This is a genomic window from Burkholderia cenocepacia (assembly GCF_014211915.1).
GTDB lineage: Bacteria > Pseudomonadota > Gammaproteobacteria > Burkholderiales > Burkholderiaceae > Burkholderia > Burkholderia orbicola.
In genome coordinates this window covers 2376947-2397659 of sequence record NZ_CP060040.1, presented here as the reverse complement: position 1 = coordinate 2397659, position 20713 = coordinate 2376947, and the positions used below count along the sequence as shown (strand labels likewise).

At 61.9% G+C, this 20713-nt stretch carries 16 protein-coding genes and 1 pseudogene; 7 read left to right on the top strand and 10 right to left on the bottom strand.

Going from position 1 to position 20713, the window contains the following annotated elements:
- The first annotated feature begins 230 nt into the window (after positions 1–230).
- Both SY91_RS27175 and dbpA read left to right on the top strand, forming a co-directional pair.
- Entirely contained in the window at positions 231–428 is a 198-nt protein-coding gene (locus tag SY91_RS27175; protein WP_006483193.1) for a hypothetical protein, read from the top strand.
- Positions 425–1822, top strand: coding sequence for an ATP-dependent RNA helicase DbpA (gene dbpA, locus SY91_RS27170; protein WP_023474839.1), 1398 nt, complete (start codon positions 425–427; stop codon positions 1820–1822). The genes SY91_RS27175 and dbpA overlap by 4 nt, the downstream gene beginning before the upstream one ends.
- Before the next feature lie 50 nt (positions 1823–1872).
- On the opposite strand, the gene SY91_RS27165 is transcribed toward dbpA, so the two are convergent.
- Positions 1873–2700, bottom strand: coding sequence for a phosphate/phosphite/phosphonate ABC transporter substrate-binding protein (locus SY91_RS27165; protein ID WP_043886537.1), 828 nt, complete (start codon positions 2698–2700; stop codon positions 1873–1875).
- Positions 2701–2943: 243 nt separating this feature from the next.
- On the opposite strand from SY91_RS27165, the gene SY91_RS27160 reads away from it, so the two are divergent.
- Entirely contained in the window at positions 2944–3969 is a 1026-nt protein-coding gene (locus tag SY91_RS27160) for a fatty acid desaturase (RefSeq protein WP_023474842.1), read from the top strand.
- 175 nt (positions 3970–4144) lie between these two features.
- The gene (locus SY91_RS27155; RefSeq protein WP_023474843.1) at positions 4145–5353 is read left to right on the top strand and encodes a benzoate/H(+) symporter BenE family transporter; all 1209 of its coding nucleotides are present in this window, start codon (positions 4145–4147) and stop codon (positions 5351–5353) included.
- 72 nt (positions 5354–5425) lie between these two features.
- Here the strand turns inward: SY91_RS27155 and icmH are convergent, their stop codons facing one another.
- The 9 genes and pseudogenes from icmH to SY91_RS27110 form a co-directional block, all read right to left on the bottom strand.
- Positions 5426–6631, bottom strand: a complete 1206-nt coding sequence (gene icmH, locus SY91_RS27150) for a type IVB secretion system protein IcmH/DotU (protein ID WP_260632454.1) — start codon at positions 6629–6631, stop codon at positions 5426–5428.
- Between the two features lie 30 nt (positions 6632–6661).
- The gene (tssM, locus tag SY91_RS27145) at positions 6662–10753 is read right to left on the bottom strand and encodes a type VI secretion system membrane subunit TssM (RefSeq protein ID WP_023474845.1); all 4092 of its coding nucleotides are present in this window, start codon (positions 10751–10753) and stop codon (positions 6662–6664) included.
- A gap of 25 nt (positions 10754–10778) precedes the next feature.
- On the bottom strand, positions 10779–12038 hold the full coding sequence (gene tssL / locus SY91_RS27140) for a type VI secretion system protein TssL, long form (RefSeq protein WP_043886539.1): 1260 nt from the start codon (positions 12036–12038) through the stop codon (positions 10779–10781).
- A 146-nt stretch (positions 12039–12184) separates the two neighbouring features.
- Positions 12185–12436 carry a PAAR domain-containing protein gene (locus SY91_RS27135; protein ID WP_260632494.1) on the bottom strand — a complete coding sequence of 84 codons (252 nt, stop codon included), beginning with the start codon at positions 12434–12436 and terminating at the stop codon, positions 12185–12187.
- A 65-nt stretch (positions 12437–12501) separates the two neighbouring features.
- Positions 12502–13584 carry a sel1 repeat family protein gene (locus SY91_RS27130; RefSeq protein WP_260632453.1) on the bottom strand — a complete coding sequence of 361 codons (1083 nt, stop codon included), beginning with the start codon at positions 13582–13584 and terminating at the stop codon, positions 12502–12504.
- Positions 13581–15116: a DUF6396 domain-containing protein gene (locus SY91_RS27125; protein ID WP_043886594.1), complete on the bottom strand. Its 1536-nt coding sequence runs from the start codon at positions 15114–15116 to the stop codon at positions 13581–13583. Before SY91_RS27125 ends, SY91_RS27130 begins: the two co-directional genes overlap by 4 nt.
- 123 nt (positions 15117–15239) lie before the next feature.
- On the bottom strand, positions 15240–17210 hold the full coding sequence (locus SY91_RS27120; RefSeq protein ID WP_023474850.1) for a phospholipase D-like domain-containing protein: 1971 nt from the start codon (positions 17208–17210) through the stop codon (positions 15240–15242).
- A 30-nt stretch (positions 17211–17240) separates the two neighbouring features.
- Positions 17241–17516, bottom strand: coding sequence for a hypothetical protein (locus tag SY91_RS27115; RefSeq protein ID WP_185921233.1), 276 nt, complete (start codon positions 17514–17516; stop codon positions 17241–17243).
- Positions 17517–17640: 124 nt separating this feature from the next.
- Positions 17641–18099: pseudogene (locus SY91_RS27110) on the bottom strand (Clp protease N-terminal domain-containing protein); the annotation flags it as partial.
- A gap of 708 nt (positions 18100–18807) precedes the next feature.
- Between SY91_RS27110 and SY91_RS27105 the strand changes: the two are divergent.
- The 3 genes from SY91_RS27105 to tssE are packed head-to-tail and all read left to right on the top strand — an operon-like array spanning position 18808 to position 20703.
- Positions 18808–19302 carry a TagK domain-containing protein gene (locus SY91_RS27105; RefSeq protein WP_185921232.1) on the top strand — a complete coding sequence of 165 codons (495 nt, stop codon included), beginning with the start codon at positions 18808–18810 and terminating at the stop codon, positions 19300–19302.
- The gene (locus tag SY91_RS27100) at positions 19299–20150 is read left to right on the top strand and encodes a type VI secretion system accessory protein TagJ (protein WP_052334980.1); all 852 of its coding nucleotides are present in this window, start codon (positions 19299–19301) and stop codon (positions 20148–20150) included. The genes SY91_RS27105 and SY91_RS27100 overlap by 4 nt, the downstream gene beginning before the upstream one ends.
- A complete protein-coding gene (gene tssE / locus SY91_RS27095) occupies positions 20143–20703 on the top strand; it encodes a type VI secretion system baseplate subunit TssE (RefSeq protein WP_023474854.1) in 561 nt (186 codons plus the stop codon). The genes SY91_RS27100 and tssE overlap by 8 nt, the downstream gene beginning before the upstream one ends.
- Positions 20704–20713 lie beyond the last annotated feature (10 nt).

Below are 20713 nucleotides of genomic sequence, written 5' to 3'. Positions count from 1 at the left end.
GACACGGCCGCCCTCCGGGGCGGCCGTTTTTCCTGGTGCGCGCCGGGCGCGAGCACCGGCTTCCGCTAGAATTGCGGCACGCGCGACGCCGTCGCCGCCCGATCCATCATCCGCATCGACCCAACCCGAGCCACCGCCGGTGCGGCCCGCGCCCGAACCGCGCGAGCGCCGCCCGCCGTGGCCGCGCCCGCCCGGGCGCGCCATCAACCGAATTCAGCTGGAGAAAGACCGTGTTTACCTGCCGAAACCAGAGCTGCGGCACGCAGTGGGAACAGTCCGACGTCGTCATCAAGGACGAAGGCCAGGGGCTGCTGTTCCGCTGCCCGCTGTGCGGCGCCCGCAACTATCTCGAACGCTTCGAGGACGACGAAGGCAACGTCGTCTACGAGCAGATGGAAGGCCGCCCCTACCTCGGAGACCTGTCTTGACCCAACCGACCGCCACGCCGTTCAGCGCGCTGCCGCTGACGCCCGCCACGCTCGCGAACCTCGCGCAGCTCGGCTATGTCGACATGACGCCGATCCAGGCCGCGAGCCTGCCGGTCGCGCTGGCCGGCCAGGACTTGATCGCGCAGGCGAAGACGGGCAGCGGCAAGACCGCCGCGTTCTCGCTCGCGCTGCTCGCGCGCCTCGATGCGCGCAGCTTCGACGTGCAGGCGATGATCCTGTGCCCGACCCGCGAGCTCGCCGACCAGGTCGCGCAGGAAGTGCGCCGCCTCGCGCGCGCCGAGGAGAACGTGAAGGTGCTGACACTGTGCGGCGGCACGCCGATGCGTCCGCAGGCGCAGAGCCTCGAGCACGGCGCGCACATCGTCGTCGGCACGCCGGGCCGCATCATGGATCACCTCGACCGCGGCAACCTGAAGCTCGACGCGCTGAACACGCTGGTGCTCGACGAAGCCGACCGGATGCTCGACATGGGCTTCTTCGACGACATCGCGAAGGTCGCGCGGATGTGCCCGACGACGCGTCAGACGCTGCTGTTCTCCGCGACCTATCCGGACGGCATCGCGAAGCTGAGCCAGCAGTTCCTGCGCAATCCGAAGGAAATCAAGCTCGCGGAACGCCACGACGACAGCAAGATTCGCCAGCGCTTCTATGAAGTGACCGAGGACGAGCGGCTGCATGCAGTCGGCCAGTTGCTGAACCACTACCGGCCGGTGAGCACGATCGCGTTCTGCAACACCAAGCAGCAATGCCGCGATCTGCTCGACGTGCTGCACGCGCAAGGCTTCCACGCGCTCGCGCTGCACGGCGAGCTCGACCAGCGCGAGCGCGACCAGGTGCTGATCCAGTTCGCGAACCGCAGCTGCTCGGTGCTGGTGGCGACCGACGTCGCCGCGCGCGGGCTCGACATCGCACAGCTCGAAGCGGTGATCAACGTCGACGTGACGCCCGACCCCGAAGTGCACGTACACCGCATCGGCCGCACCGGCCGCGCGGATCAGGACGGCTGGGCGCTGAGCCTCGCGAGCATGGACGAGATGGGCCGCGTCGGCGCGATCGAACAGGCGCAGAAGCGCGAGGTCGAATGGCATCCGCTCGCTGAACTGAAGCCGGCGGACGACAGCGTGCTGCTGCCGCCGATGGAAACGCTGCAGATCCTCGGCGGGCGCAAGGACAAGATCCGCCCGGGCGATGTGCTCGGCGCGCTGACTGGCGACGCCGGATTCGACGGCAAGCAGATCGGCAAGATCAACGTGACCGAGTTCTCGACCTATGTCGCGATCGAGCGCGGCGTCGCGCGCGACGCGCTGCGCAAGCTCAATGCCGGGAAGATCAAGGGCAAGCGGGTCAAGGTCCGGTTGATGGACGAGGAGTAAGCGGGCCGCGGCGCGGGCGGTCGCAGCACCGCCGGGCGCCGCCCCGTGCGTCACCTCAGTTCGGGATAGCCGTGCGTCGCGGCGGCCTGCTCGAACCGCGCAATCGTGTCGTAGTCGGCCGGCGACAGCCGGTCGAATCCCTTCAGCCTCAGCACGCGCGCCCGTTCCGCATCGGCGGCAGCCGCGCGCTCGAGCGCCTCCTGCAACGCGCCGACCTGCGTATCCGCCAGCGCCGCCCGCGATGCGACGAACGGCAAGCCCGGCGCGGATGCCGTCGTGCCGATGATCCGGATGTCCTTCAGCAGATCGGGCAGCGCGTCGCGCACATACGCGAACGTCACGCAGTCGATCGCCGCGCAATCGGCCTCTCCCGAGGCCAGCGCACGCAGCACGTTCAGGTGCGAACCGAACGGCGTGACCGAGCCGAAGAACCGTCCGTCGTGCGCATGCGGTGCGACCGCGTGCCGGAATGCGTTCATCCCGCTGTGCGAATCCTCGCCGTTGAAGGCGGCCCGCAACCCGCGGCAGGCGGCGAGCGTCGTCGCCCCGCCCGCATACACACGCGCCGATACGACCAGCACACTGCTGTAGCGCGCCCCGTCGCAGCCCTCCGCATCGAAAATCGGGGTCGCAATCAATCGCACGACGTCGTGCAAGCCGAGCATCCGGTACGGGTAGCCGCAGGTCTGCGACAGCAGCAGGTCGTCGCGCCGCCACAGTGCGTGCAGATCGTCGAACGGCGCGTCGGGCAGCACGACGTCAGCCGGCCCGCCCGCGTTCGCGAACGCATCGAGCGCATCACGCAGCAGCGCGCGCCACAGGGCGGCGTGGCGCGGCGTCACGTTGTACATCGGCAGGACTGCGATCCAGGGTTTCATGCGGGCATTCTACGCATCGGCGGCGCCCCGGATGCTTATCGGCCGCAAGACGATAAGCAAATGCGAATCGATTGGTTGGCGTAGCCGCCCCGCCCCGGTACCGTTCGAAGGCCTGCCGGCGCCGCCACCGTGCGCGATGCCGGGCAAGCCGACCGTGATCCGCGAGACACCAGCGCACCCGGGCCGAGCGCCCCGGTTCCATCGCTCGTTCCCCGCACTGCCCGATCCATCCGCCTCAACGCCATGGCCGAATACTTCGACGTCGACCACGCGCGCGCGATCGCCGCGCTCGACGCCCGCTTCACTGCCCGCACCGAGTGGCCGACCTGGCTGCTGGTCGTCGTCATCTACGGCGGCTGGCTCGCCGTGCTGCTGCTCGTGCGCGAAGGGCACCTGTCGCTCGCCGCCGCGACGCCGCCGCTGATCCTGCTCGGCGCGTGGCACCTGTCGCTGCAGCATGAACTGCTGCACGGCCACCCGACGCGTTCCGCCTTCGTGAACAAGCTGCTCGGCTATCCGCCGCTGACGGTCTGGTATCCGTACACGCTGTATCGCGACACGCATCTCGAGCATCATCGCGACGAAGACCTGACCGTACCGGGCGTCGATCCCGAAACGAACTACGTGACGCGCGAACGCTGGGCGCGGCTGCCGCGCTGGCGCCGGGCGCTGACGGTCGCGCGCAAGACTTTCCTCGGACGCATCGTCGTCGGGCCGCCGCTCGCCATCGCCGCGACGTTCCGCGATGCGTTCGCCGCGTTCCGGCGCGGCGACTTCCGCTATCTGCCGATGTGGGCGACGCATGCCGCGTGCGTGGCCGCGCTGCTCGCGTGGCTGCAATGGGCGATCGGCGTGCCGTGGTGGTATTACCTGCTGGCCGTCACGTGGCCCGCGCTGTCGCTCGCGATGATCCGCTCGCTGTACGAGCATCGCGCTGCGCCGCATCCGAAAGCGCGCATCACGATCAACGAAGCCGGCTTCGCGATGCGGCTGCTGTACCTGAACAACAACTATCACCTCGTCCATCACGACCTGCCGAAGCTGCCGTGGTACGACCTGCCGCGCGCATACCGGATGCGACGCGACGCGTATGCGAAGAAATGCGGCGGCTTCGTGATCCGCGGCGGATATCGCGAACTGCTCGCGCGCCATGCGTGGACGCCGACCGATCCGCCCGTGCATCCGTTCGACGCGGGCACGGCATCGCTGTCGACGGGCAGCGGGATCAAGGTGGCGGTGGTCGACAGGGTGTTGCAGATCAGTACCTGACGTCAGAAGTTTCCACGTGTCGGCACCGATTCTTACGAAAAGCCGACAACATCGATCGTCGTCCGCGAATTGCCAATTGCATCGGCAATGCCCAGAATGGCCGCTCCTCCGGGGCTTCCGACCATCATTCGCCCCGGCTCCGCCGCACGGCCGCGCGCCGCACTCCCCGACGACGATGCAACCGAACACCCCACCCGGCGCGATCCGAACGATCGGCAACGACTGGTCCGTTTCCGCGATCACCGCAGGTTTTCTCGCGGTCCTGATTTCGTATGCGGGCCCGCTCGCGATCTTCTTCCAGGCTTCGCAGGCCGCGCATGCGTCCAACGACATGGTGTCGTCGTGGGTCTGGGCGATCTCGATCGGCGCCGGGGTATCGGGCCTGTTCGCCAGCTGGAAGCTGAAGGTGCCCGTCGTCACCGCGTGGTCGGCGCCCGGCACCGCGCTGCTCGTCGGCCTGTTTCCGCAACTGACGCTCAACCAGGCCGTCGGCGCGTACATCACCGCTGCGCTGATCATCCTGGCGATCGGCGTGTCCGGCTATTTCGACCGGCTCGTGCGCCACATTCCGCGCGGCATCGCCTGCGGGATGATGGCCGGCATCCTGCTGCCGTTCGGCATGCACGCGTTCTCCGCCGCGACCGCGCAGCCGGTGCTCGGCTTCGGGATGATCGCGGCGTACGTGATCTTCAAACAGCTGCTGCCGCGCTACAGCATCGTGCTGGTACTGCTGACGGGCGCCGCGCTCGCGACACTGCTCGGGATGACGCATCTCGGCAACGTGTCGCCGAGTATCGCGCGGCCGATTTTCATCGCCCCGGAATGGACGCTCGGCACGACGCTCAGCCTGGCGCTGCCGCTCGTCGTCGTCAGCCTCACCGGCCAGTTCCTGCCGGGGATGACGATCCTGCGCGTGTCCGGCTATCACACGCCGGCGCGCCCGATCATCACCGCGACCAGCGTGATGTCGCTCGTCGTCGCCTGCTTCGGCGGGATCACGATCGTCGTCGCGGCGATCACCGCGGCGCTCTGCACCGGCAAGGACGCGCACGAGAATCCGGACCGGCGCTACGTCGCCGGGCTCGCGAACGGTGCGTTCTATCTGATCGGCGGGCTATTCGCGGGGACGATCGTCACGGTGTTCTTCGCGCTGCCGAAGGCGTTCGTCGCGATCCTGGCGGGGCTCGCGCTGATCGGCGCGATCAGCGCGAACGTGCACGGAATCTTCGAGGACGAGAACCATCGCGAAGCGTCGATGATCACGTTTCTTGCGACCGCGTCGGGGATGACGTGGCTCGGACTCGGGTCGGCGTTCTGGGGGATCGTGATCGGGTCGGCGGCGTATGCGGTGTTGAACTGGGTGCGGAGGCGTCAGGCGGATTGAGCATCCCACCATGCCTGCTGCAACAGACAGGTCCGTTGTATCGCCGAATCGGGCGGCGTCCCGACGCGTCGCTCAATTCGATACGGTCACTTCGACCCGGCGATTTCGTGACCTGCCCGGCGCCGTGCCGTTGTCGGCAAGTGGATCGGCATCCCCCTGTCCGGTTGCCGAGATGTTTTGCATCGGCACTCCCGCGGCCGCGAAAATCCGCGCGACCTCTCGAGCGCGAGCCTCTGAAAGCGCCTGATTGTTGCCCCGGGATATCGCTCCAGCCGGTACGTTGTCGGTGTAACCAACGACCTGCACGTACGCACCGGGTACCGATGCGGCAATGGTCCGACCAACCGTCGCCATCATGGAAGCCCACCACGGCGCGACCGTCACGTCACCCGATGCGTACATGCCGTTGAACCGGAGTGTCAGTACCTTCGTCGCCACATCCTGATGCAATTCGACGTTACCGGCCGCCACCTCATCACGCAGGTTCGAGCCGAGCCGTTCCGACAAGACGTCAAGCGGGGACGTCGTCGTAGCCGGCATGCCAAGTATCCAACGATCCACCGCCGCATACCCCCCTGCTCCCAGCAACAACGCCACGGCAAGGCCCGCACCCATCCACCGCCGGCTTCGACGCACAGGTGCGGGACGCACCCACGGATCGACAATCGAATGCCGCGACGGCCGGATCGGCTCGCTGTCGGACACGTTGCCGAATCCGCCGGCCGCGACAACTTCGTATACGACTTCGCGAATGCGCTGAAGATGGGTCGCCCCATCGCTCGCAAAGCGATATCGCCCCTTGAAACCCAGATCGAGGATGTTCTGATACAGCTCGAGCAGATCGAGATGTTCTCGAGGACGACCCAGCGCTTCATCGATCAGTCGAAACACGCGATCACTTCCCTGCCGATCGTGGCCCAACGCCACTGCCAGGCTATTCGACTGCCAGTCGACTCCCGTCGCCCCGCCGCTGCCCCAACGCGTCTGCATGGCCGCTTCGTCGAGCGCCGCGCACAGGGAATAGCTCGCGCGAACGACGTGGTCGGACCGCAACTTCAACTCGCTGCAAACCTGCGCGAACAACCTGAGTTCCTGTTCCAGCCCCAAGCGTCGATGCGTGACGGCGTCAGGTTCCAGCACAGCGGGCGTATCCGCCAGTGCTCGCAGCAAGGTGCGCGCGGATTCAAACAGCGGATTGACCGCTTGCTCCGCGCTCCTGAGACGTGCGGAAAGCGACGGAGATGCCGGCAACCCGGCAGAGATCCTCGGATCGGCCATGAGATTCGTCACCGTGCATGCCCCCGCGATTCACCGGACGGCATCGACCGGCCCAGCCGGCATCGCGCCGCGCGGCAACCCAGGCGGAGGGCCGCTATCCGACAGATTGAACAGCTGCATCGAGCTCGGGCAGCGGAACGTTTTCAGCACGTCGCTCGTCAGCGGATTCGCCACACTTCCGGTACCCGCAATATCGAGCGCCGCTTTGCGACCGTCGAAGTCGAACGCGACACGGGTACGGCCGGGCGTCGCTGTTTCGACGACCCGTCCCCGCTGGAGCAACCGCATCAGCGCCCACGGGCCGTCGACAGTGATCGTCGAGGTCTCAGGACGAATGCGCGGGTTCGCGGTGATCTCCGCATGGACGCCGCCGCGCGGCCCCGGCCACGACACCGGAAACGGCGCCACGGGCCCATGCTGATAGAGCGAAGTCTGGCCATCGACGTCGAGCGTCAGGCCCATGATCGACGGATCCAGTTCGGGAACGCGGATCTCGATCTTCCATGCGAGCTGTTTGTGACCGGGATCATTGAAGAAGACGTCTCGAATTGCCTTCGCGTGTTCGAAAGGCTCGAGATCCGGCCCATGCACAGGTTCCGTCGCGCCAGGCAGCGTGCGGTACCGCCATGGCTTCGCGGACGTGTCGACGAAGGGCGCCAGCGTCTTCGTGAAGAAATCGTCGATCACGCCGCCTTGCGCGAACACACGGGTGAAATCGTCGATGCCGACATCGCGCCTGCTGTCGGACGAAAACGGATAGTTGCCCTCGATGGTCAGCCGGCACGTGTCACCGACGGTAGCCTGCATCTGGCGGGACAACAATTGCCCGATCCCCTGGTTGACTTCGCGCGAGCCGTCCGCGGCAAGCTGCAGCAGCACGGCACGGAAAGGCGCGGGCATCGTGTTGGCCGCCATCTTCAGTTTCGCCGCCGCGTCGCTGGCCGGCGGCATGCTGTTGTTCGACAACGCGTTATCGGAGACCGTGAGCGCCGTGTAGTAGTCGTTCAACAGATTGGTCACACCATCGAGGCCGGTCGCGCCGGCCTGGGCGACCAGCCCGGTGGCGCCCGGCGAATCGGCGTTGCCGGTCACGACCTCGCGCAGCGCGGCGAAACGGGTGTCGACGAGGTCGCGTTCGACCCGCTCCGACGCGCGGATGCCGAGCGCCTTGTCAGCCTTCTGGTTGAGCTGGTCGGCAGCTTTCTGGAGAAACGTGCCGCCCGATCCGCTCACCGGCGCCGTGAGCGTCGTTTCATGCACCGCCGCACGGGCCAGCCGCACGAGTGGCGAGTCCGGAGCCGCGAAGCGGCGCAGCACCTGAAGATTGAACGCGAGGCTCGTGCCGCTCACTGTCCGGATGTCGCCGAGAAACGCGTCCCATTTCTGCGCGTACTCGGTCAGATATTCGCGACGGACGGCATCCGTCAGCGCATCGTCCATCCCCGTCGCATTGCTCACGATTTCAGCCGTTTTTTTTTGAGCCGAGTCCGATGCCCCCGTCAGGTACGAGCGCCCCATCACCCATGCGTCATCGTCGCGGGCAATCTGCACGAATTCAGGCAGCCGCTTGTCGAACAGATTCCGGTAACCGTCAAACGTGAAAAGTCCCGACACGCCGCGCGACAACGGCGCGTCGCTCGCCCGCGTGAAGACCGTGCCGGCCTGCGGCCCCACCGCGCGCAGCAGCGAGAACTCGTCCGGCGCCTCCTTCTGCATCGCTGCCTTTGCGCGCTCGTACAAGCGTCCGGTCGCGTTGCTGCCATCGAGAAACGCCCGGGCCCGCTGGATCAGCGCGTCATTGCGAATGAGCGGAGACTTCACCACGCGATCGCCCGAAAAGAGCTGCTCGACATGGTCAACCATCGATGCGCGGCCACCGAAGATCGCTGCACTGTCATTTTTCGCCCAGTCGTCGAGCACCCACGTCTTGACGTCGCCGGCATTGAACTTCGCGGCGTCGTAGAGCATCAGATAGACGCGCAGCGCATCGTAAGCGGCCTTCGAGTCGTTACCGGCAATCGCGCCGGACATCACGTCCTCCATCCGGCGCACGATTTGCGGCAACAACAGATTGTCCTCGAGCGCATCGTACGCGCGACCGCTCTCCGTCGCGATATTCGGCGGCACATACAGCCCGTAGCGCCACTCGCTGCCAGGATCGGACACATCCAGATTCGGAAAGGTCGGCAGATTGCGCGCTTCGGTCAGCGTGTCCGGCACGGCCTGCGGTTTCGGCGTCTTGTAGAGTTGCGTCACGCGAGCTGTCAACGCCTGCACCTTGCGCCCCATCGCGTCGAGATAGTCGCTGTTGTGGCCGAAGCTCACGCGCAAACCGATCGCCAGCCATACGAACAACAGCAGGGTCAGGGTATGGCCGATCAGGCGCAACAGCCGGTAGCGGAATTCCCAGCGCAGATTGGGGCTGACGAGATGCGCCTCCGGGAACACGACACGCGTCAGGAAATCATGCAGAAAGAAGCTCTGATTGCCTTCGACGCGCTGCGGTGAAACGGCGGCGTGGTCCTGAACGGACAGCAGGCGTTGAACGAGCGTATGGTGCTCCGCAACGACCTCGCCACCCGATTGCCGCGCGCTTGTGAAATACACACCGCGCAACGTTGCATGGAGTTGCGTGTCGTCGTAGCGCGAATCGAGAAAGATCCTGTCGATCAGGTCCGTCAGCGGGCCGAGCAGTGCAGAAAACTCTTCCGAAAGCACGGCAAGTTTTCGCCGCTTCGGCACATCGTATTCATCCTGCAGATGTGTGTCGATCGAGTCGCTCAAACGGTCGGAGAGTTGCCTGAGCTCGTGGTGGCAACGCGCACGCAACCCCTCCTTCGCAACCGTTTCCTTGCCGTACGGAAGCGTGAAGCCCCATGCCTGTGCCCGTCCTTCCGATGTGAGGGAGCCGAAATACTCCGGGAAGCCCGTCAGGCCGTCCATCTTCGTGACGATCACGTAGACGGGGAAACGGATGCCGAGTTCCTGCCTCAGCTCGGCCAGCCGCCCGCGCAATGCAGCCGCCTCGGCGACGCGTGCTTGCTCATCGGCGCTGGCCAATGTCGCAAGATCGATCGTCAGCAACGCGCCATTGATCGGTGCACGCGGCCGGTTCCGGCGCAGCATGCCGAGAAACCCGAGCCATTCCGCGCGGTCGACATCCTGACGACTATTGCGCGGGCCCGAACGGCTCGAAATGGAATCGACACCCGACTTCGAGGCTGTGGGCTCCTTCGATTGCGTCGACGTATCCTGTTTCGGATCGTTTTCGGCGCGTTTCTCGTCCGGTTTTGAGTCGCTCGCATCCGCGCCGGTGATCGGGGTTGCCGGTTTCGGTTCATCGATGTCCGCAGCAGGCGAGGTGCCATGACGCGTGTAGTGGCCCGTCGTATCGATGAGCACCGCATCATTGGTCAACCACCAGTCTACCGAGGCGGCGTCGGCGACAGGCTTCCCTGCCGCGCGCTGCATCTGCTCGGCGACCGGAAACGCCAGTCCGCCGTTCAACAGCATGCTGGTCTTGCCCGACCCGCGCGAGCCGAGCGTGATGTACCAGGGCAACTCGTACAAATAGCGCTTGCCCTGGAACAGCCGACCGAGACCGCGCGCCCCCGTGCGCATCGCTTTGAGGCGGGCGAGCGCGCTGGTCACGATCGGTTCGATTTTCCGAAGACGCGATGCGGCAGGCGACTCGTCCTTCTTGTCGCCCATGCGCAGCATTTTCTTCAGGAACGCGTCGTCGGCACGCATCTTCTGCCAGACGCGGTACATCCCGAAGATGACGAGCACGGCCACAATCACCGCGATTGCCGTGAGTCGGGTCGACGCTGGCTCGAACGGAGCCACATGACCAAACGAAAGCAGCGGGCCCGCGTACCAGATCAACAAGCAAAACAGTGCGACGAACACGATACCCGTCGACTGGCCCGCGAGCCAGAGCAACACCCCGGCGAGCAGCAATGCGATCAGCAGCACGCGCATGCCGGCCCCGGCGAGCGGCCTCAGGCCTCCGAACGCGAAAAACGGCCCGACGAACCAGATCACCATTGCGACGACAATCAGTGCGAGGAACGCGAGGAACTGGCGCGAGGCCAGAAACGACAGGAACTGGAACTTCTTCATGTGTTATTCCGGAAACGGATCTGGCTTATCGCGCGACGACGATCTCGACACGCCGGTTCTGCGCGCGCCCCTGCGCGGTGCGGTTGTCGCCGACGGGATCGGCCTCGCCCTTGCCGGCGGCCTCAAGACGATTGGCCGGCACGCCCGCGGCTTGCAGCATCTGCATGACCTGAATGGCCCGCTCTTCCGACAGCATCTGATTCGACGCGAAATGACGGCTGCGAATCGGCACGCTGTCCGTGTAACCAAGAACGGCTACCTTGCCGGGCACCTTGGAAATTTCGGCGGCGATCTTTGAAATCAGCGGGTTCATCAACGATTGGACCGACGCGCCGCCGGGCTTGAACATCGCATCGCCGCGGAACGTCACGGCGCTGCGGCGGGCGTCTTCGTCGACGCTGACAGTGCCGGCCGCGATTTCGTCCTTGAGCAACTGCTTGAGGTGCAGTTGTGGGGGTGCTGGGGGCGGTGTCATCGCGCCGATCGTGGCAATCTGCTTCTGGACTTCGGCGGCACGGGTCATCAGTTCATATTTGAACCAGCCGAATAGACCGAGAAGAACTGCGGACAGGACCGTGACGGTGATCCACACCGGGAAATCGTAGAACGACAGGCGCTTGCCTTTTGCGGTCGATTGCCAGTTGGGTGACAAGGCCACCGGCACGGGTTCGCGTTGCGAGGTGATGACGTTGTAAAGACGCTGGCGGATCGCGTCGTGCTTGCGCTTGCTATCAGCGCCTTCCCGGTAGCGGCCCTCGAAGCCAAGACTGAGAATGCGGTAGATCACCTGGAGCAGATCGCGATGCTCATCGGGGTCCTCGAGCAGACGACCGATCAGCAGATAGACTTTATCGCCGCCCTTGAGGTCCCCGTGGAAAGTGATAGCAAGGCCGTTCTTGATCCATCCGATTGCTGAAGAGTCCTTTCTGCCCCATGCGGTTTGCGTTGCGGCTTCGTCCAGCGCGGTGCAAAGGCAATATCGAGCGCCGATCATGTGATCGCGGCGAATGTTGGCTTGTTCGCAAAGCTTGTCGAATACCCTCACCTCCTGCTCGAGGAGCATACGCAGTGCGAGTATCTGCTCTGCTTCAAGATGCTGGGGCATATCTGCCTGGGCACGAAGCAGCGAGGCTGCCGCTTCGAGCAATGGATTACGCGCACGCTGGACCGCCGAAAGCCGGTCCCGAAACGGAATCGCCTTCGTGTCGGCAGATTCACATCCGTTCTGGGACGAGGTCGCCTGGTCGGCAGCGGGAGATGGCGCCCCACTTGATTGATTGTTCATAGGCACACGTGAATCGATGATCTTTTTAGGATTACAGAATTTGTTCCGTCTGACATCATCTCGAAATAAATTTTCTTTCGAGAAACCGGCTCTTATAAGAAAAACTCTCGGGCTCTAGCGTCGACGCAAAATTAAATTCGATACACTTATGAAACCGATACTGTCGCGCGTCGGCTGATTAATGTGCATCCGCAAGTGGCACGGTGTCTTTCAAGGGCTGCCGGCTGACCGTCGATCACGAAAGTTGCGTCGCCCTCCTCGATTCGATTCATACCGTGCTGTGCGCAGCGCACGATATCGAATCTACGCGCAATAGCCTTTCCTTCAACGATGTCGGCGTCACTACCGGTTAATACCTCGCCCCCGTATGGCCCAAGCGTGTCGCCGACCACAATCATCTGTCTGGTCATATTTTTCTCGGTTGATTAGATTTGAAGTGACAGCGTGGTTCGTCGTTCCGCGCTCACGATCCTCTCGGACGAACGTTGTTCGCCGGAGCTAGCTCAGCGTTCGCCTTGGCCGCATCGATCAATGTTTTGACGTTGCCGTCCCATTCCGGCAAGGGCGCAGGCGGTAGCGGTAGAACCTTATCGAGGTCGGGTAGTTTCAGACGGCCTTGGTAATGCTCAAGAGCATTACCGATCTCCTTGTATCGTCGGCCACGAGACCGGTCGACATAACCGATCAAATTCTCTCCATTAGTCAACCCAAACCCTCGGAATTCCGACGCGAGATTATTCGAGCATTTCGCACACCCCAATCTCACGCCTTCATGGAACGTCTTCAAGGCTTGCGCTTTCGCTTCAACAGAATAGCCACTTTGCTGATAGAGGCCCAATTCATAAGCAGCATTCCCGTACCCTTGGGCCATCGCACATCGCAACATCTGCATAGCGATTGGCCGATTTCCCCAAAAACTGCCGTCTGGAGAATCATAGGTACCACCGAGTTTGTCGCCAAGAAAAGTCATGGCTGACGGACTTCCCATGTCCGCCGCACGCTGGAAGAACGCATACGCACTCGTCGCATTGCCGCCGCTGACCAACCCTCTCTGGTGGTACACGCCCATCCGGTCATAGGCATCCGGAACACCTAGCGTCATCGCCCTTTCCACCCAACGGATCGCCACTTCTGGATTGCGCTCCGGCACGCCCGGATACGTGCTCAGAATCAGTGCTGCGAGATTGAGCATGGCCTTCCAGTGATTGTGCTCCGCCGCCTGCTCGTACAGCTGGTAAATCTTCGCGTAGTCGCGGCGCTTGTAATATATATCCGGATCGTCCAGTGCCAACGCTTGCTGAAACCACTGCTCCGCCTGCGGCTCAATGGGCGGTACGTGTTGATCTTGGTACACACACTTGAATTCCTTGCGGTGCGGATTGAACAGCGGCAGTCTCTCGTAGCGGGGTTGATCCGACACAGCGCCCGTCAACTTAGTTGTCGACGCTATCAGTGGTCCCGCCTGCACACTGCTCGCGAGCAAACATAACCCTGCAGCAACGACGCGCAAGTTTCGACCCACCGCGATCAGGACGGATTCGCTCACAGCGAGATCCTCTCGAAGCCATCTTCCGTTTGCGTATTGGCGCTCCCCATGAAGGTCCACTGCACGTGCTTCGATTCGATATCCAGATGGCGATCAGCAGGCGCAGGAAACGACTCCCCCTTCAGTACAAACGCTTGCTGGTCCCAGCGGTTGTATAGAGCGGCAAGCGGATGATCCACGCCAACTCGAGCCTCCCAGATACCCGTTTGCGGACATCGCTCCACTCCGTGACATGAACGTTGCTCGGCGTGCGCCGCGAGCTGGCGTAGAAATCCGGCATCGCGCAATTGCGCAAGGAAGACCGATCGACTCGGCGCCACCAGGCGGGGTTCGCCCAAGTAATGCCACTGCACCTGTTCAGCTTCCAGCCAGCTCATGTGCGGAGGCTCGAAACGCTCCCCCGCTCGATAACGCTCCGGACTGCCATTGCGGGCAAAGCGCAGTTGATCCTTACACATCGTCGATAGGCCATAAAGGGCGAGCCAATAGCCGGTCTCCGGCACAACCCTGTCGCCACTTACCGCGTAGGGGCTTTGTTCAAGCGACGACACACTCCGCCCCTCGGGCATACGCTCTCGCCCCTCAAGGGTTGACATGGAGGCTTTCTTGAGTGGTGGCGTCACTGCCTTGGCTGCATCGATCAATGTTTTGACGTTGCCGTCCCATTTCGGCAAAGGAGTCGGTGGCAACGGCAAAATCTTGTCGAGATTCGGGAGCTTGAGACGGCCTTGATAATGCTCAAGAGCTTCTCCGATCTCAAAATAGCGTTCAGCGCGAGCGCTATCAATATGACCGACGAGATTGCGCCCTTCGGTCAAGTTAAATCCCCTGAATTGGGCGCGAATTGCGTTCGCACATTTTGCGCTCCCGAGTTTTACACCATCATTCAAGGTCTCTAGTGCGCGTCGTTTCGCCTCCGGCGTTTCTGCACGAGCATAGATGTAGCTGAGCTTGTGTGCTGCATCGCCATATCCTTGCGCCAGAGCACACTCGAACATCCGTGTCGCGATAGGCTCATTTCCCCAGAACTCACCTCCCGGATCGTCATACGTCCCCGCCATCTTGTAGCCGAGGAACGTCATGGCTGCGGGGCTTCCCATATCTGCCGCACGTTGAAAGAATGCATACGCACTCGTCGCGTTGCCACCTCTAACCAGACCTCTCTGGTGGTACGTACCCATGCGGTCATAGGCATCCGGCACGCCCAGCGTCATCGCCTTTTCTACCCAACGGATCGCGACTTCTGGATTGTGCTCCGGCACCCCCGGATATGTGCTCAAAATCAACGCCGAGAGGTTCAGCATCGCCTTCCAGTGATTACGCTCCGCTGCTTGCTCGTATAGTCGGTAAATCTTCGCGTAGTCGCGGCGCTTGTAATATACATCCGGATCGTCCAGTGCCAACGCTTGCTGAAACCACTGCTCCGCCTGCGGATCGATTGGCGGTACGTGTTGATCTTGGTACACACACTTGAATTCCTTGCGGTGTGGATTAAACAGCGGCAGATTCTCGTAGCGGGGCTGATCAGACATGGCAGCAGTCAGTTTATTTGTCACAGCTGGCAACGGCTCCGCCTGCAGGTTGGTCACATGCAAGAACAGGGCCACAAAAAAGGCTTGCTTAAGATGGGTTGCAGAAATCATCCGTATCTCCATTCATACAGTCGCTGTCCCGCTAGACGATGGGACAGTGACTTGAGCGTGCCGGACTGTGGTAGCTCGGTAGTCCTCGAACGGAAGAAGAAAACCAATCATGGACTGTCCACGCTGCCTCAAGTCATCGTTATCGATCATCCTCTCTTTCCAGTCCTCAAATGCTTCTGCCATCAACGCCCGCTCGCCAGCCCCGACGATCTTCCCTCCCGAATGCAAACTAAACACCCGCTCACGCAGCTTCGCTGCCCACTCCTCTCCCGTTGCCGCAATGTTGATCTCGCTATCCACCGACATACTGCGCTGATTCAAATTCGCGCTACCTAGCGTGACAAACACATCGTCTATCAGCATCAGCTTGGAGTGGATGTAAATCTCCCGGTACGCCATCTTGCCCCTCACCATCCCGCTCGTGCGTAATCGCGCCACACTCACCTTCAGGCCCAGCGTGCTCTCCAATTCCTCCACGCTTGGACGGTCGAGCACTTTGTGCCTGCCCATGACCGTCATTGGACGACCATGTTCATCCTTCAAGTTGATAGCGTACTTGGCATCCTTCGAGTTCTTATAGTTCTGACTCATCTTTCCTGAATCCACCAAATCCACCTGATTCGGCATCGTTTCGCTGCGGCCAAATTCCGTCAATGTGTCAAAGGTGCGCGGCACCATTCCATCATCTTCGGGATGCGGAATGACAATGAACAAATGAAGCTTGGGAACTTCTGAAATCGGTTTCTTGGAAAGCCGATCCCAGGCATCGCAGAATTTCCCCCGCTGCTCCTTCAGATGGCGCGCAAATTCAGGATAGTAGAAGTACTGATTTTCAATATAGATGTAATTGCGCGCGTAGCTAGTCGCCTGGAAGTACACTTCCTTGATGCTCTTTTCCCGTTCGTGCGGCTGCGTGCGCACGATCTGCACGGCGTGTCTCGAATTTTTCGGCAACGTGGGAATCCTGGGTGGCAACTCCGCCAGCTCCTTTGTCTTCAGGGCAGACGGCGCAAACAAATTCCAGCCTTGCTCAAAATTCTGGTGCAGACGCTTGAGTGCCGGCCCCACCACCCGGCAAGCGTAATCTTGCAGCGGCCTCGCGTGCCCATATTGACCAGTGCCGCCCCGATTTCTCGGATTCTGTGTGGTCCTTGCTTGCTGTTGCTCTCCGTCGACTTTGCTTGCCGACCAGGTTTCCCGTAGTGAGTGGTCGATTTTGTGACTTTCGCAGTCCCAATAGTCGGTCACGGAGTTCAGGCCCATGACATACCCAACGGCATGGCGACCTCCGTCATACGCATAATCGATCAGTATCGGCTTTTGATGGTGCGTCGGGAAGTTCCAAAGCAGACCCGCTTCGTCAACCGGGTTATACCATTCGTACGCGGGCTCATCCTTTTCCTTCGGCACCATATCGATCAAAGCCTTGACGTCGGATCTGGCGATGCTTCGCAGAACGATCTGCAGATTCGGATTTCTTCCCTTGACACTTCGCGACGAAGCCAGATTGTCCTGCCACCACTTCACGCAATAGTCGTGACGAGCATGGTTGCCGTACGGCGAGCCAAGTGGTCCATGTTTGGCATCGGTGTACCCCGGCATATTGTTCTGTTTGGTCGACGCAAGGAGGTCATACCAAATCAGCAGTCGCACACGCACCGGGTTCGTGGCTCGCGTTGTAATTTCGTCCAGCAGCTCCCCGTATGTTTGGCCGCGCTTCCACTTCTTTCCGGTACGGACAAGCTCCATTCCGGGATCGAAGCCCCAGCAGACAATATCCACGGTAGACTTGGCGTTTCGAATATCCTTCTCGATTTCCTTGAAGCCTTCCTGCCCGCAGATAAAGAACTGCAACGCATTGCCATAGGTGATTGGATTCTTCTCGCGCTTCTCCAGCAGCCATTGCACGGTGCCCTGCGCTCTGCGCCCGGCTTCATCGATCGCGATATCAACAGGATTGTGTGTCTTGATGTCGTGAGTCATGTTCTCTCTCCGTTGCGTTTAGAGCACGAGTTACATACGCTCGCCGCGATTCGAGCGCAGATCGGCATGCTCGGGATCGTGATTGAGCGCGTCGCGCACCTTAAGATTGAATTGACCACCGTTGCTGAGCTCTACTCGATATGCCTTCGTTCCTGGCTGATGGTCTCGGACAATCACGCGCCCGAACTCGTCCGTCACCCCTTCTCCGATCTTCGTGTCTCCCTTGAACAATTCGTACGGTTCGTCCACGTACCGGTTCGCCTCTCCCGGCAGCGCACCTAACGCAAAATGCAGGTTTTCCGGCAATTCCGGCGCGTCAACCGCAAGCGGAGTGCGCTTGTTGTCGGGACCAGTGAAAATACGGCCGGCAGCATGGACTTCGAACTTGCCTCCCGTGCCGCTCCGGATCTCGCCGGCATTCCAGCGCGTATATCCAGGCTGGCAGCACGTCGTCGAAACCATCCACCGGGATTTTGCCGAACGCCGGAGAAATCGCGAGCATCACGCGCCGCAACTCGGGAACGGACACGAGTGCCGCGATCAGCCACGCGCCGCGCACACGACGGTCGCCATATTCGAGCGTTGCGCGCACCCAGGCCCGCTCGATCGCCGATTCGATATGCCACGAAAAGTCGCTGATCGAACTTGCGCCGGCCGGCAAGGCGGCCAGCGCCCGCGCGAAATCGCGTTCGAGCCCATCACGATCGATCGCGGCGTGACGCACGATCCGCTGAAGATCGCCGTCCGGCTGCTGCAGCAACTGGTGCAGCCAATGGACGAGTTCGACAAACGGATTCCCGCGCAGCTTGCAGAAATTCGTCGCCGACTCGATCCCTCGGTAAAGCCGGACCCCGAGCTTACCGAACAGTGCTTGGCGAGAAATGGTCATGTTGATCTTTGTTGTCGGACGCGATGACTCCTCGCGCCACACCTGATCTATCAGGACTGCTATACGGATCAGCTTCCAGAGATCTCTCCGGAAGTACCCGCACATCATCTTCTTTTCAAATAGACTTGATCGGCCAATCAAATCGAAGCCGCATTATCAACACGAGTCATAACTTCCGTCAATGCAATCGATCGGAAATTTCTCGAAAGCTCCCCGATCCCCTTTCGACAAATTACCGCCTCACCCCACACAAAGACAGACTACGCAAAACCAGATCAATCTTCTGTCAGAGGATCAACCAGACCATTCACGTCCAACGATCGCAAGCCATTGTTATTTTGAGATAAATTAAGTTTTCCAAAGATCTCACCCCCTCACCGCATCGATACATTTTTATCTCAAAATAATCACCCCCATATCGTGACTTTATTTTACATTTCGCCATTCATCCCAAAAATTCTCCATTCGACTTCACCCAATAGATTATTTTCATCTCAATAAAAATCGACCGAAACTCATGGTTAAAATTCGGGCTTCTCATCATTGGACAGCCAGATGCGTTCCCCTCGCCTGCCATGGTGTCGTCAATCGGACGTGTCGCACACGAGGCTCGCGCGTGGCAAAGATCATGCACGGCCCAGCCACACTGCTGCTGCCCAACCGGCGGTTCCGACAGGCGAATCATCCGCGTCGCCCTGTGCCGACGACTTGCTCGGTCGACTCGGCATCGGCGGCACGGAACGCGTCGCGCGACATTCGGATCCTTCGTCCCACGCTTCCATTGACACGTCCGACACCACCGACTTGCTGATCGATACATTGCACGCCCAGTATTGGCGAGCGCTGGCCGATCCCCACACGGCCGCTACCGCTGAATGGGGATCAATCGCAGCGGCGGCGGAGCCAGCAACGCGCACGACCGCGCTCGATTCGCTGGAGTGTCAGGATGCGAGTCGCGATCACGATTCAATCGAAACGCTACTGTTTGGTGGTCGCACGCTCGAGGACGTATTCGAGCGACTTGACGAACACACTGGCCCGTTGCCGGACGACGAACCCGTTCCCGAGATCCTGCTTCTGTTTGCCCCTCCCGATTTTCGAGCGACGGCCGCGCAACATCCCCCCGCTCTAACACGGCGCGAACACCACGCGTTGACTATCGACAGCCCGCTGTCCGCACCCTTGCGCAAGGATGAAGATTGACCCGGATTATCGCTTCCCGTCCGCCGGCTCTCGTTCGTCTGGATGATGCCTCGCTCAGCGAGCAGATCGAACGAATTTCCGCAAGCGTGCGCGCGCAACCGGCCATCGCGTCCCATCGATGGGCGCTGTTCCAGCTGTTGTGCGTCATGGGGGAATGGGCGCGTGCAATCCGGCAACTACAGACATGGGCCACGCTGGACCCCGTGCAAACGGCAACCGCGCAGGTCTACCGCGACCTGATCCGCGCCGAATGCCGGCGCAAGCAGGTGGTTGACGGGCGCGAGCGCCCAGGGTTCATATTCGAGCAGCCGGCGTGGATCGACGGATTGGTGAATGCACTGCAGCTTGCCGCGGCGGGACGGACCGACGTAGCCGACGACGCGCGCGAAGCGGCCTTCGATGCCGCGCTGACCGTCGCGGCGCGCATCCCGCAGGGTGCGGTAGCCTGGATCGTCGATAGCGACTCCCGTTTCGGCCCCGTCTGCGAAATCATCGTGGCCGGGCACTATCGCTGGATTCCGTTCGCCGGTCTGGCGTCATGGCGCGTGCCACCTCCGACGAACGTCATCGATCTGGTTTGGGCGCCGTGCACGTTCACGCGTGGCGACGGCGCCATCATTCACGGTTTCATGCCGGCGCGATATCCGGGTTCGGAGGCCGGCGCAGATGCCGCTCGCGTCGGCCGCGAAACGTTCTGGCAGGAGCACGGCCGAACCGGCGTCATGGCGCTTGGACAAAAGACCTGGTCGACGAATCGGGGCGACTTCGGGCTGTTCGAACTGGCAACCGCGGAGTTCGGCGCGGGTATCGGGAACAGCGCCACGACAGGAGAGCCGACCGATGAGTGAGCGCAGGAAAGTGCCGCAGGCCGCGGACTCGCTCGCCGTCCGCGCACCGCGGCGCGCCAATACGCACTTGATGCCGACCTTGCTTGACCGGCTGCGTGACGATGCACCGCACCGAAGCACGGAGGCGCCGGAAGAATACACGGTCACCCGTAAACAGATGCGCGACATCGTGCAGCGCGATCTCGCCTACCTGCTCAACACAACCAGCATCGAGGATCAGATCGATCGGAGCCGCCACCCGCAAGTCGCTGCGTCGACCGTGAACTTCGGCGTGCCGCCCCTTGCGGGGACCTTTATCGCATCACGTCACTGGAACGACGTCGAACAGACAATCCGGCGGGCCATTGCCGATTTCGAACCGCGGCTGATTCCGGCCTCTCTGGTGGTGTCCCCACGTCCCGGCAGCGGCGGCGCCGGCGAGCATCACAACGTCCTCGCGTTCGAAGTTCGCGGCCTGATTCACATGGATCCATATCCGCTCGAGTTCATGGTGCAGAGCTCGCTGGATCTCGAAACCAGCGAGATTCGCATCACCGGCCTGCGCACGAGTTAAGCACGGCACG